Annotated in this window: 12 protein-coding genes and 1 riboswitch; of the genes, 4 read left to right on the plus strand and 8 right to left on the minus strand. The window is 71.8% G+C overall.

Annotated features, from left to right (window positions below; translation table 11 throughout):
- Window positions 1–34: 34 nt before the first annotated feature.
- Entirely contained in the window at window positions 35–1063 is a 1029-nt protein-coding gene (locus ACIPYQ_RS04020) for a 6-phosphofructokinase (protein ID WP_401246115.1), read from the plus strand.
- A 352-nt stretch (window positions 1064–1415) separates the two neighbouring features.
- Here the strand turns inward: ACIPYQ_RS04020 and ACIPYQ_RS04025 are convergent, their stop codons facing one another.
- Entirely contained in the window at window positions 1416–3341 is a 1926-nt protein-coding gene (locus ACIPYQ_RS04025) for an anthranilate synthase family protein (RefSeq protein WP_401245832.1), read from the minus strand.
- 329 nt (window positions 3342–3670) lie between these two features.
- Between ACIPYQ_RS04025 and ACIPYQ_RS04030 the strand changes: the two genes are divergently transcribed.
- Entirely contained in the window at window positions 3671–5026 is a 1356-nt protein-coding gene (locus ACIPYQ_RS04030; protein ID WP_351303669.1) for a class II 3-deoxy-7-phosphoheptulonate synthase, read from the plus strand.
- 127 nt (window positions 5027–5153) lie between these two features.
- A complete protein-coding gene (locus ACIPYQ_RS04035; protein ID WP_401245834.1) occupies window positions 5154–5450 on the plus strand; it encodes a bacterioferritin-associated ferredoxin in 297 nt (98 codons plus the stop codon).
- A 61-nt stretch (window positions 5451–5511) separates the two neighbouring features.
- On the opposite strand, the gene bfr is transcribed toward ACIPYQ_RS04035, so the two are convergent.
- Window positions 5512–5988 carry a bacterioferritin gene (gene bfr, locus ACIPYQ_RS04040; protein ID WP_401245836.1) on the minus strand — a complete coding sequence of 159 codons (477 nt, stop codon included), beginning with the start codon at window positions 5986–5988 and terminating at the stop codon, window positions 5512–5514.
- A gap of 202 nt (window positions 5989–6190) precedes the next feature.
- On the opposite strand from bfr, the gene ACIPYQ_RS04045 reads away from it, so the two are divergent.
- Window positions 6191–6823 carry a sulfite oxidase-like oxidoreductase gene (locus ACIPYQ_RS04045; RefSeq protein WP_361758257.1) on the plus strand — a complete coding sequence of 211 codons (633 nt, stop codon included), beginning with the start codon at window positions 6191–6193 and terminating at the stop codon, window positions 6821–6823.
- Between the two features lie 31 nt (window positions 6824–6854).
- Here the strand turns inward: ACIPYQ_RS04045 and ACIPYQ_RS04050 are convergent, their stop codons facing one another.
- From ACIPYQ_RS04050 to thiO, 6 genes are all read right to left on the minus strand, one after another.
- On the minus strand, window positions 6855–7385 hold the full coding sequence (locus ACIPYQ_RS04050; protein ID WP_401245839.1) for a DUF4396 domain-containing protein: 531 nt from the start codon (window positions 7383–7385) through the stop codon (window positions 6855–6857).
- 92 nt (window positions 7386–7477) lie between these two features.
- The gene (locus ACIPYQ_RS04055) at window positions 7478–8335 is read right to left on the minus strand and encodes a deoxyribonuclease IV (protein ID WP_401245841.1); all 858 of its coding nucleotides are present in this window, start codon (window positions 8333–8335) and stop codon (window positions 7478–7480) included.
- Between the two features lie 9 nt (window positions 8336–8344).
- Entirely contained in the window at window positions 8345–10255 is a 1911-nt protein-coding gene (gene pknB, locus ACIPYQ_RS04060; RefSeq protein WP_401245843.1) for a Stk1 family PASTA domain-containing Ser/Thr kinase, read from the minus strand.
- A 439-nt stretch (window positions 10256–10694) separates the two neighbouring features.
- Window positions 10695–11489 carry a thiazole synthase gene (locus ACIPYQ_RS04065; protein ID WP_401245845.1) on the minus strand — a complete coding sequence of 265 codons (795 nt, stop codon included), beginning with the start codon at window positions 11487–11489 and terminating at the stop codon, window positions 10695–10697.
- A 5-nt stretch (window positions 11490–11494) separates the two neighbouring features.
- On the minus strand, window positions 11495–11713 hold the full coding sequence (gene thiS, locus ACIPYQ_RS04070) for a sulfur carrier protein ThiS (RefSeq protein WP_401245847.1): 219 nt from the start codon (window positions 11711–11713) through the stop codon (window positions 11495–11497).
- Window positions 11710–12879, minus strand: coding sequence for a glycine oxidase ThiO (gene thiO / locus ACIPYQ_RS04075; protein ID WP_361758242.1), 1170 nt, complete (start codon window positions 12877–12879; stop codon window positions 11710–11712). Before thiO ends, thiS begins: the two co-directional genes overlap by 4 nt.
- Window positions 12877–12988: riboswitch (TPP riboswitch) on the minus strand. Its footprint overlaps the gene before it by 3 nt.
- Window positions 12989–13010: the final 22 nt, after the last annotated feature.

Raw genomic sequence — 13010 nt, forward strand, 5'->3', positions numbered from 1 at the left:
CACTAGCGTGGCCGTCATGGCGAAGGGAGATGCAATGAAGGTCGGAGTGCTGACCGGTGGCGGCGACTGCCCCGGGCTCAACGCGGTGATCAGGGCCGTCGTCCGCAAGGGCACCCAGGAGTACGGCTGCGAGTTCGTCGGGTTCAAGGACGGCTGGCGGGGCGCGGTCGAGGGGAGGACCGTCCCGCTCGACATCCCCGCCGTCCGCGGCATCCTGCCCCGCGGCGGCACCATCCTCGGCTCCTCGCGCACCAACCCGTTCAAGACGGAGAACGGGGTGCGCGACATCAAGGACAACCTCGCCAAGTACGAGGTGGACGCGCTCGTCGCGATCGGCGGCGAGGACACCCTCGGGGTGGCCGCCCGGCTGTACGAGGAGTACGGCATCCCCTGCGTCGGCGTGCCCAAGACCATCGACAACGACCTGTCCGCCACGGACTACACCTTCGGCTTCGACACCGCCGTCGGCATCGCGACCGAGGCCATCGACCGGCTGCACACCACGGCCGAGTCGCACATGCGCGTCCTGGTCGTCGAGGTCATGGGCCGGCACGCCGGCTGGATCGCCCTGCACTCGGGGCTCGCCGGCGGCGCCAACGTCATCCTCATCCCGGAGCAGCGCTTCGACATGGACGAGGTGTGCGCCTGGGTGACCTCCCGCTTCAAGGCGAGCTACGCCCCGATCGTCGTGGTCGCCGAGGGCGCGATGCCCAAGGACGGCGACCTGGTGCTGAAGGACGCCACCAAGGACTCCTTCGGACACGTCCGGCTGTCGGGCGTGGGCGAGTGGCTGGCCAAGGAGATCGAGGCGCGCACCGGCAAGGAGGCCCGGACGACCGTGCTCGGGCACATCCAGCGCGGCGGCACGCCCAGTGCCTTCGACCGGTGGCTGGCGACCCGGTTCGGGCTGCACGCGATCGACGCGGTGCACGACGGGGACTTCGGCAAGATGGTCGCGCTCAAGGGTACGGACATCGTCCGGGTCCCGATCGCGGAGGCGACCGCGAAGCTGAAGACGGTGGACCCCGCGCTGTACGAGGAGGTCGGGGTCTTCTTCGGCTGAGCCGCCGGGCGTTCGCGCACCATGGGTCGTATCGTGACGAACGGCCCATGGTGGGGCAGATCATCGACACCACGGCCGCCAACGTCGCGGACTACCTGGCGGGCCGCCGCTCCGAGAACACCCTCGTGCCGTTCTGATACCGCCGGTCCAGGGCCGGGGCCGCTGCGCGGGGCCGTCCCCTACCCGCCCTTCCGCCGTTCCCCGGGCTCTGCCCGGACCCGGTCCTCAAACGCCGGACGGGCTGAAAGATTCAGCCTCGCCGGCGTTTGAGGCGTGGGGGTCCCCCCGGACGGAGTCTGGGGGAGGGTCTGGGGCGGAGCCCCAGGAGCCCCGCGCAGCGGTGGCTCGGCGGCTACGCCCGGGCGGGGGTCGTGACGCCGGTCAGGAGCTCGCGCAGCAGGTCCGCGCCGCGGAGGGTGAGGACGGACTCCGGGTGGAACTGGACCCCCGCGAAGCCACCGGCGACGGAGCGGACCGCGTGCACCTCCCCGGTCGCAGCGTCGCGGGACACCTCGACGCCTGAATCCGCCAGCCGGCTCTCGCCCGCTTCGTCGCAATGGGCCGTGTACGTGTTGTAGAAGCCCACCACCTCCTCCGCCCCGAACAGGTCGATCCGGACCTGCGCCCCCTGCGCCGGCTCCGCCTTGCGGATCAGCGGCAGCCCCAGCTCGGCCGCCAGCAGCTCGTGCCCCAGGCAGACGCCGACCAGCCCGTGCCGGTGCCCGGCCAGCAGTTCCGCGGCCAGCGCGCGCAGCATCCGCATCTTGGGGTCCGAGGCGTCCGCCGGGTTGCCGGGGCCGGGGCCCAGGACGACCGGGCCCTCCCAGGACAGGGCCGCCGCCCGCAGCCCCGGATCGTCGTAGCGGCGTACGGTCACCTCCAGCCCGGCCACCCGCAGGACGTGCGCCAGCATCGCCGTGAAGGTGTCCTCGCCGTCGACCACCAGTGCGTGGCCGGTCAGGGAGGAGGGCTGCTCCTGCATGCGCAGCCAGAAGGGGGCCAGGTCCGACCGCCGGGCCGCGAGGGCCGCCCGTACGCGCGGGTCGTCCGCCAGCCGAGCCCCCTCGAAGGACGGCCTCGGCGCGGCCGGCCGCACCCCGAGCGCCGCCAGCACCCCCGCCGCCTTCGCGTGCGTCTCCGCGACCTCGCCCGCCGGATCGGAGTGCCGCACGAGCGTGGCGCCGACCGCCACCCGCAGCGCGCCGTCCGGGGCGATGTCGGCGGTGCGGATCAGGATGGGGGAGTCCAGGGTCTGCGCCCCGGCCGCGTCCCGCCCGAGCAGGGCCAGGGCCCCCGCGTAGTAGCCGCGGCCCCCGCTCTCGTACCGCTCGATCACCCGGCAGGCGTTCTGCACCGGCGAGCCGGTGACCGTCGCCGCGAACATCGTCTCCCGCAGCACCTCCCGCACGTCCAGCGAGGAGCGCCCCCGCAGTTCGTACTCGGTGTGCGCGAGGTGGGACATCTCCTTCAGCCGCGGTCCGACGACCACACCGCCGCGGTCGCCGACGGTGCACATCATCTTGAGTTCCTCGTCGACGACCATCGACAGTTCCTCGGTCTCCTTGCGGTCGCCGAGGAAGGCGAGGAGGGAGTCCACGGTGGGTCCCCCGGCCGGGTGACGGTACGTCCCGCTGATCGGGTTCATCACGACCGTGCCCCCGGACATCCGCACGTGCACCTCGGGGCTCGCCCCGACCAGCGTCCGCTCCCCGGTGTGGACGACGTACGTCCAGTACGCGCCGCGCTCGCCCAGCAGCAGCCGCCGGAACAGGGCGAGGGCGTCGGCCCGGCCGAAGCCGTCGATCCGGCCCTCGTAGGTCCGCCGGATGACGAAGTTCGCGCCCTCCCCGCGGCCGATCTCGTCCTCGATGACCCGCTCGACCGTGGCCGCGTACTCCGCGTCGGGGACGTCGAAGCCGCCGCCCTCGACCCGCACCTCGTGCGCCGGCAGCGCGGCCAGCGCCTCGACGAGCGGGATCTCGTACGCCTCCTCGGCGACCAGCACGCTCAGCGGCGTGCCGTCGTCGCGCACGTCGAATCCGCGCTCCCGGATCTGCCGGAAGGGGACGAGCGCGAGGGTGGGCAGCTCGCGAACGGGCAGGTCGGCGAGGTGTTCGGCCTCGTGGACCGCGCCGATCAGCACCTCGACGGTGTCATGGTCGCGGCCGGGGGTCCGCCGGCGCAGCAGGGCGAACGGCGGGCAGGAGTCGTCGAGCAGGCGGCTGAGCCGATCCGGTGAGTTCGGTCGGCTCGGTCGGTTCAGGGGGCTGGGGGCCATGGGCGGGGCGTCCTTCCGGTGGGAGGAACGGCGCCCGCGTCGGAGAACACGGAAGGCCGCCCCTCGGGGCGGCCTTCGCGTCGATGCGTGTGTCGTCAGGTACGCGCGAGAAGTGGGCCGCCGGGAGCGGGCCACCACCAGTTCAGGTTCGCGTGCGCGTACATGGGAGGCACCCTAGCCCAGAGGGGCGCTCCGGCGCTGGATCCGTCTCACGGCGTGGGCTGAACCATGGATTCCGCTCCGTTGGGGTCCCCCTACCTTCGAGCCGGACCGTCTCACGTTGTGGGCGGAGGGCGGGATGGGACGTATGACGCCGTAATGTGTACGAGGTGACCGTGAACGCTGAAACCCAAGCCCCCGCCGCCAAGGCGACCTGGCGAGACCTTCCCGCGGCGCAGCAGCCTTCGTACCCCGATGCCGAGGCTCTGCGCGCTGTCGTCGCGGACCTCGAGTCGTATCCTCCGCTCGTTTTCGCGGGTGAATGCGACCAGCTGCGTGCCCGTCTGGGAGCCGTCGCCAAGGGCGAGGCGTTCCTCCTCCAGGGCGGCGACTGTGCCGAGGCCTTCGACGGCGTGTCCGCCGAACACATCCGAGCCAAGCTGAAGACGCTGCTCCAGATGAGTGCCGTACTGACGTACGCGGCCTCCGTGCCGGTCGTCAAGGTCGGCCGCATCGCGGGCCAGTACTCCAAGCCGCGCTCCAAGGACACCGAGACCCGCGACGGCGTCACCCTGCCGACCTACCGCGGCGACTCCGTCAACGGCTTCGCCTTCACCGAAGAGGCCCGGATCCCGGACCCCGAGCGGCTGAAGCGCATGTACAACGCCTCCGCCTCCACGCTCAACCTGGTGCGCGCCTTCACCACCGGTGGCTACGCCGACCTGCGCCAGGTGCACGCCTGGAACCAGGACTTCGTGAAGTCCTCCCCGTCCGGTCAGCGGTACGAGCAGCTGGCGCGGGAGATCGACAACGCGCTGAACTTCATGAAGGCGTGCGGCACCGACCCGGCCGAGTTCAAGGCCGTCGAGTTCTACGCCTCCCACGAGGCGCTGCTGCTCGACTACGAGGGCGCGCTGACCCGCACCGACTCGCGTACCGGCAAGCTGTACGACACCTCCGGCCACATGGTCTGGATCGGTGAGCGCACCCGCCAGCTGGACCACGCGCACATCGAGTTCTGCTCGCAGATCGCCAACCCGATCGGCATCAAGCTCGGCCCCACCACCACGGTGGACGAGGCGCTGACGTACATCGACCGCCTGGACCCCGAGCGCGAGCCGGGCCGGCTGACCTTCGTCGTCCGCATGGGCGCCGACAAGGTCCGCGACAAGCTCCCCGAGCTGGTCGAGAAGGTCACCGCTTCCGGTGCGGTCGTCGGCTGGGTCACCGACCCGATGCACGGCAACACCTTCGAGGCGGCCTCGGGCCACAAGACGCGCCGTTTCGACGACGTGCTCGACGAGGTCAAGGGCTTCTTCGAGGTCCACAAGGCCCTCGGCACCCACCCGGGCGGCATCCACGTCGAGCTCACCGGTGACGACGTCACCGAGTGCGTGGGCGGCGGCGACGAGATCTTCGTCGACGACCTGCACCAGCGCTACGAGACGGCCTGCGACCCGCGGCTCAACCGCAGCCAGTCCCTGGACCTGGCGTTCCTGGTCGCCGAGATGTACCGCGACCAGTAAGGATCAATCAGTACCTTCGTACGACTGTGGGGCGCGGATCGATGTGATCCGCGCCCCACAGTCGTATCCAGGGCTTTTAGGTCACCCTAACTTTGGGTACGGTTAGGTAAGCCTCACCGAATAGGGGATGGCTCGTCGAACCATTCCGCCCAGGGAGGTGAACCGCGTGTACGTCTGCTCTTGTTTCGGGATCACCGACAAGCAGGTAAAGGACCACGCGGCCGCCGGGGCCTGCACCCCGCGGCAGATCGCCTCGGCCACCAAGGCCGGCACCGACTGCGGCTCCTGCGTGCGCACCATCCAGGGCATCCTCGGCCGCGGCGCCTGCCCGCGCCGGGAGCTGCTGGAGAAGGGTGACGCGGCGGCCGTGCTCGCCGCCGAGACGGAGCCGGCACGTTCGCCCGCACTGGCGGAAGCGGCCTGATCGGCCCGGTGGGACCGGTCTGCCACTGGAACGGCGGGCGACGGGGACGGACGGACGGCTGCTAGCTCGGCTGCTCGATCAGCTGCGCGATGTAGAGCGGCTCGCCCAGCGACTCGATGAGCTCCAGCTGGGTGTCGAGGTAGTCGATGTGGTGCTCCTCGTCCTCCAGGATGTCCTCGAAGAGACGGGCCGAGGTGATGTCGCCCTTGCCGCGCATGACCTCGATACCGCGCTTGAGCCGGTCGATGGCCTCGACCTCGACCTGGCGGTCCGCGTGGAACATCTCCGTGAGCGTCTGTCCGACGCGTACGTGGAAGAGCCGCTGGTAGTTCGGCAGACCGTCGAGCATCAGGATGCGCTCGGTGATCTTGTCCGCGTGCTTCATCTCGTCGATGGATTCTTCACGCGTGTACTTGGCGAGCTTGGTCCAGCCCTTGTTGTCCTGGATGCGGTAGTGCAGCCAGTACTGATTGATGGCCGTCAGCTCGCCGGTCAGCTGCTCGTTCAGAAACTCAAGGACCTCGGGGTCGCCCTGCATCGCAGAGGCTCCTTCCAGGCAATGTCAGTTACGTGACGGGGCTGGGGGTAGCTCCCAGTGCTCACTGGGGGATCTGCGCGCATCCTTGCACTGCCGCCGGAGGCCGTCCAGTAAGTGCCTCCTTAGTGGGAGTTGCCGTGACTTGCCCGAATCGGTCCAGACCTGGTCATGACCACCCTGCCCAGTCTGTCACCATGGAGTCATGGGTCAGCCGGAAAGCCGGGAATCTCCGGGAGCAGAGCCGCTGGAGCTTCCACCGGGGCAGCGGCTGCAGAGGGGCTGGCCGGTCACCCATTACGGGCCCGTACCCAAGTTCAAGCCGGACCGCTGGGAGTTCCGCGTCTTCGGCGCGACGGCCGACGGGGACAAGCACTGCTGGAACCACGAGGAGTTCACGGCCCTGCCGTTCGACTCCGTCGTGGCGGACCTGCACTGCGTCACCAAGTTCAGCATGCAGGGCGCCGAATGGGGCGGTGTGCTCGCCCGCGAGATCCTGGCACTGGCGCCGCCCGCGCCCCAGGTCACGCACGTGATGGTGTGGGCCGAGTACGGCTTCAGTTCCAACTTGCGGCTGGCCGACTTCGCGTCCGAGCGGACCGTCTTCGCCACCCACCAGGGCGGTGAACTCCTCACCGCCGAGCACGGTTTCCCCGTGCGGCTCGTGGTCCCGCACCTGTACGCGTGGAAGGGCCCCAAGTGGGTCCGCGGCATCGAGTACATGACCGCCGACCGCCGCGGCTTCTGGGAGGAGCGCGGCTACCACAACATCGGCGACCCCTGGCGCGAGCAGCGCTACTCGTACCAGGAGGAGCCGGGGGACGGCCCCGAGCTGTAGGCCCCGGGGGTGTCGGCTCCGGGGGTGGCCCTCAGTGGTGGTACTGGTGGACGACCGCGTGACCCTTGCCGCGGCCGATCATCCACTTGTTGACCGGGACCGTGACCACGAAGGCGACGGCGAGCGAGATCGCGAGCACCGCCCAGAACAGCGGCTCCGAGAGGTGTGCGTCCATCGCGCCGGGCCACAGCGCGATCACCCCGTTGTCGATCAGCTCCATGACGGCGATCGAAAGGGTGTCGGCGGCCAGAGCCACCCGGATGGCCGTACGGAGGTCGACGCCGGCGGAGAGGATCCCGCGCAGGGTGAGGGCGTAACCGAAGAAGAACGCCAGCACGATCGCCAGGATCATGGTGGACACGTTCCCCCACCCGAGTGCCGTGCCGATGACCATGCCCAGCACCTCGCCGATGGCGCATCCGGTGAGGCAGTGCAGCGTGGCCCGGGCGGCCATGGCCCAGCTGGCCCTGCCGGGGCGGCTGCCGGTGGCGTGACCGCCGTGGTGGCCCTCGTGGTGCTGGTGGTGGTCGTGGTGTTCGTGGTCTGCGCGTGCCTGCTCCATGACGACCCCCTGATGGGAAATGCCGAGTAGCGGTTCTGCCGATATGACAGAACCGTATACCCCCCAGGGGTATTCCTCAAGGGATCACCGGATCACTGCGGGCCGCGCAGCTCCTTCAGCAGCGCCACGTCCGCCGCATGCCCTTCCTTGCCGCCGGGCGTCTCGATGATCAGCGGTACGCCCTCCATCGCCGGGTGCGTGAACAGCTCGGCGAAGGCCTCCCGGCCGATGTGACCCTGACCGATCTGCGCGTGCCGGTCCTTGTGGGCGCCCACGCCCTCCTTGGAATCGTTGGCGTGCACCAGCTTCAGCCGGCCCTCGCCCACGGTGTCCACGAGCAGGTCGAGCGTCAGCTTCGTCCCGCCCGGCTCCGCCAGGTCGTGACCGGCCGCGAAGATGTGGCAGGTGTCGAGGCAGAGCCCGAGCATCGGATGCCGGTCCAGGGCGTCGAAGTACGGGCCGAACTCCTCGGCGGTCGAGCACAGCGAGGAACCCTGCCCGGCCGTGGACTCCAGCAGCAGGAAGGGGTCGTCCTCGTGCGTCAGCTCGTCCAGCAGCGGCAGCATGTGGTCCCTGACCTGCGCGTACGCCGCCTCGCGCGGCCGGCCCCCGGTCGCCGACCCGGTGTGCACGACCACGCCGAGCGCGCCGATCTCCCGGCCGCGGCGCAGCGAGTGGCGCAGCGACTCCACCGACTTCTCCACCGTGGCCTCGCTGTGCGAGCCGAAGTTGATCAGGTATGGCGCGTGCACGTAGGCCGGGATGGACTCGTCCGCGCACTCCGTCCGGAACCGCTCGTCCTGCGCGGGGTTGCCCACCGGGGTGGCCCAGCCGCGCGGATTGGCGACGAAGACCTGGACGGCCTCGGCGCCCATCTCGCGGGCGTAGGCCAGCCCGACCTTGGCGAGGCCGCCGGCTACGGGGACGTGCCCGCCCACTGGATTGCGCATCACTGCCGCCTACAGCCCCTTGGTCCGGATGGTGATCGTGGTGCCCTCGGGAGCGTTCAGTCCGCCCAGCACCGACTGGGAGTCCACCGTGTTGCTGAAGGAGATCAGCGGCCGGTCCACCTTCACCTTGAAGCCGGCGGCCTCCAGCGCCTTGCGGGCCGCGTCCACCTCCTGGCCGGTCACGTTCGGCACCGGAAGCAGACGCGGGCCCTTTGACACGGTCAGTGTGACCGTGTCGCCGGCCGCGGCCTGGGTGCCGGCGCCGATCGACTGGTTGGCGACCGTACCGGCCGCCGCGGGGGAGTTGACCTGCTCGGGGGCCGTCACCACCTTCAGTCCCAGTGCCTCCAGGCCGGCCTTCGCCTGCTCGACGGGGAGCCCGGTCACCGCCGGGACGGGCACCGGGCGGCCCTTGCTGACGACGAGCGAGACCGCCGTGTCCGGCGCCCGCTTCTCGCCGCCCACCGGGTCGGTGGAGATCACCGAGCCCTGCGCGACGTCCTGGCTGAAGGCCTGCGTGACGATGCCCGGGGCCAGTCCGGACCTGGTCAGCTCGGCCGTGGCCTCCTCCAGGGGCCGGCCCTTGAGGTTGGGCACGGCCACGACCTCGGGGCCGCGGGAGATGGTGAGGGTCACCGCGCCGTTGCCGCGGATCCGCCGGCCGCCCGGGGGATCGGTGTTCATCACCGTCCCGCGGTCGAAGGCGTCGCTGAACTTCCGGTCGATCCCCTTCACGCCGAGCCCGGCCGCCGACAGCTGGGAGCGGGCCTGCGCCTCGGTCTTGCCGAGCAGGTTCGGGACCTTGGTGAACTGGCCGGAGTTGATGTACCAGACACCGGTGCCCACCCCGAGGGCGAGCAGCACCCCGGCGATGACGAGGAACAGGCCTCGGCGCGGCCGCGCGGCGGGGGCCGGCCGGTGCGTGGGCGGAGCGGCCGGCGGCGGCAGCGTCTCCAGCCGGGAGGTGTGGTTCACGGGCTGCGCGGCCACCGGCCGCGGGATCACCCCGGTGCGGTCCTCGGCGGACGACCGCTCCTCGGCGCGCGCCTGCGGCGGTACGGCGTCCAGCTCGGCGTCGGTGAGCAGGGCGCGGGCCTCACGGGTGAGGCCGAGCAGCGCGGCGGCGTCGTGGGGACGCAGGTCGGCGTTGCGGGCGGCGGCCTGTGCGACCAGCTCGTCGAGCCCGACGGGGAGCCCCGGGACCGTGGCGGAGGGGGGCGGGACGTCCTCGTGGAGGTGCTGGTAGAGGACCTGCGCGGGGGTGTCGCCGAGGTGGGGCTTGGAGCCGGTGAGCATTTCGTAGAGGACGACACCGCAGGCGTAGACGTCCACGCGGGTGTCGGCGACGCCGCTCTCGATCTGCTCGGGGGCCAGGTAAGAGACGGTGCCGAGGACGGAGCCGGTGGTGTTCGTGACCGAGTCCACGGACCGGACCAGCCCGAAGTCCGCGACCTTGACCCGGCCGTCGTCGCCGATCAGGACGTTCTCGGGCTTCATGTCGCGGTGGACGAAGCCGGCCCGGTGGGCGGCGCCGAGGGCGGCGAGCACGGGTTCGAGGATGTCGAGGGCGGCCCGCGGCTGGAGCGCGCCGCGCTCGCGGAGCACGTCGCGCAGGGTGCAGCCGGAGACGTACTCCATGGCGAGGTAGACGTACGGCCCGTCCGTGCCCTGGTCGAAGACGGCGACCACGTTGGGGTGCGCGAGCCGGGCCACGGACTTCGCCTCGCGGATGAACCGGTCCACGAAGGCGGCGTCGGCGGCGAGGGCCGGGTGCATCACCTTCAGGGCGAGAACCCGGTCGAGGCGGGTGTCGACGGCCCGGTAGACCGTGGCCATGCCGCCGGCCGCGATGCGGGCGTCGATGCGGTAGCGGCCGTCGAGCACGCGCCCGACGAGGGGGTCATCCAGGGTCGTATCCACCCCGCGATTCTATTGGGGCGTCGCGGCTCCCCCGCCTGGGTGGTCCGGCTTGCAGCGCAGCTGTGACGTCCAGGCCGGGCGCGGCACCGCTACCGGGGGCCCTGCCCCCGGACCCCCGCGCCTCAATCGCCGGCGAGGCTGGAGGGGTGCGGCGAGGCTGGAAGGTGCGGCGGTGGTAAAGGTTCCGGGGCTCCGCCCCAGACCCCGCGCCTCAATCGCCGGCGGGGCTGGAGGGGTGCGGCGGGGCTGGAGGGTGCGGCGGTGGTAATGGTTCCGGGGCTCCGCCCCAGACCCCGCGCCTCAAACGCCGGCGGGGCTGGATGTGGCCGGCGTCGGCTTGTACGTGCCCGCGGGGCTGGATGGCGCGGAGCGCAATTTCAGCCCCTCCGGCGATTGAGGAGCGGGGTACGGGGCGGAGCCCCGGCAGGAGAGTCGCGGGTCAGAACGCCGGGCGTTCCGGGTCCAGGGCGGCGCGGCCCTCCGTGGGGGAGGAGGCTTCGGCGAAGCGGCGTTGGGGGATGCGGCCCGCGCGGAAGGCGAGCCGCCCCGCCGAGACGGCGTCCCGCATGGCGGACGCCATAAGGACCGGCTCCTGCGCCCGCGTCACCGCCGAGGCCAGCATCACCGCCGCACAGCCCAGTTCCATGGCGAGGGCGGCGTCCGACGCCGTGCCCGCGCCCGCGTCCAGGATCACCGGCACCGACGCCCGCTCCGTGATCAGCTCGAAGTTGTGCGGGTTGCGGATGCCCATGCCCGAGCCGATGGGCGACCCCAGCGGCATGATCGCCGCGCAGCCCACGTCCTCCAGCTTCCGTGCGAGCACCGGGTCGTCGTTCGTGTAGGGGAGGACCGTGAAGCCCTCGTCCACCAGGATCTCGGCGGCGTCCAGCAGTTCGACGCCGTCGGGCAGGAGGGTCCGCTCGTCCGCGACCACCTCCAGCTTGATCCAGTCCGTGCCCAGCGCCTCCCGGGCCAGCCGGGCCGTGAGCACGGCCTCGCCCGCCGTGAAGCAGCCCGCCGTGTTGGGCAGGACCGCGATGCCGAGCTTGGTCAGCACGGAGAGGACGGAGCCCTGGACCGTGGGGTCGAGGCGCCGCATCGCGACCGTCGTGAGTTCGGTGCCGGACGCGACCAGGGAGCGTTCCAGCACGTCCAGGCTCGGGGCCCCGCCCGTGCCCATGATCAGGCGGGAGGAGAAGGTCCGGCCGCCCAGGGTGAAGAGGTCGTCCGCCATGGCGCTCAGCCTCCCTGGACCGCGGTGAGGATTTCGATCCGGTCGCCCTCGCCGACCGGCGTGACCGGCCACTGCCCGCGCGGGACGACGGTCTCGTTGAGCGCGGCGGCGACGCCGGAGGGGGCCGTGGTCAGGGTCGCGACCACGGCGTCGAGCGTGGTGCCGGCCGCGACCTCGCGCGGCTCGCCGTTGACGGAGAGGGACACGGAGACGGGAAGGGTCATGCGTACGACTCCTGACGTGCGGCGGAGAACCGGCGGGGGGTGAAGGGGCGCGCGATCTCCGGCACTTCGCCGGTGGCCAGCAGCTCGGCGAGCACCTCGCCGGTGAGCGGGGTCAGCAGCACCCCGTTGCGGTAGTGCCCGGTGGCCAGGTGCAGGCCCGGCAGGTCGGTCGGGCCGAGCAGCGGGGCGTTGTCGGGGGATCCGGGGCGCAGCCCCGCACGGGTCTCGGTGAGGGGGAGTTCGGTGATGCCGGGGACCAGTTCGTGGGCGTCGCGCAGGAGTTCGTAGACTCCGCCCGCGGTGACCGTGGTGTCCCAGCCGAGTTCCTCGCTGGTGGCGCCGACGACGAGTTCGCCGTTCTCGCGCGGCACCAGGTAGACGTGGCTGCCGCGGACGACCGCCCGGACGGTCCGGGACAGGAACGGCGCGTAGGCCGGGGGCACGGACAGGCGCAGGACCTGGCCCTTGACCGGCCGTACGGGAGGCAGCACTTCCGGCGGTACGCCCGCCAGCCTGCCGCTGAGCGAGCCCGCCGCCAGGACCACCTGGGCGGCGCGCAGCTCCGTACCGTCGTCGAGCGCGGCCCCGGCCGCCCGGTCGGCGGTGACCAGCAGCCGTTCCACGGCGGCCCGGTGGATGATCACGCCGGCCCGCTCGCAGGCGGCCAGCAGGGCGGCCGCGAGCCGGCGCGGGTCGACCTGGTGGTCGCCGTCCACGCGAAGGCCGCCGCGTACGCCCGGGGCGAGCATGGGCTCCAGGCGGCGGCACTCGCGGCCGGTGAGCCACTCGGACTCCAGGCCGCAGCGGCGCTGCAGCGCGTGCAGTTCCCGCAGGTGGAGCCGGTCGTCGGAGTCGAGGGCGACGGCGAGGGTGCCGCACGCGCGGAAGCCGATGTCCATGCCGCCGCTCGCGTCGGCGAGCTCGGCGGCGAACTCCGGATAGCGCGCGGCGGAGGCGAGGCCGAGGCCCAGCAGGGCCTCCTCGCCGAAGTGCAGTTCGGTGACGGGGGCGAGCATGCCGGCCGCGACCTGGGCGGCGCCGCCGCCGGGTGCCGGGTCGGCGAGTACGGTGCGCAGCCCGCGCGCCGCGGCCCGCCAGGCGGTGACCAGGCCGATGATCCCGCCCCCGATGACGAGGACGTCGGATCCGTTCCGAGATGAGTGCATGGGCGTCCAGCCCCTCCCTTCGCCGGCATGACCCGGATCAGGTTCGTACGGTCGGAGGCCGGCCAGCCTCCCTCTCAGCCCGGTGCGCCGGACTCCCGCGATAGGTACGGTGGCCAGACTATCCCGGCCCC

Source organism: Streptomyces sp. NPDC090045, from assembly GCF_044747975.1.
GTDB lineage: Bacteria > Actinomycetota > Actinomycetes > Streptomycetales > Streptomycetaceae > Streptomyces.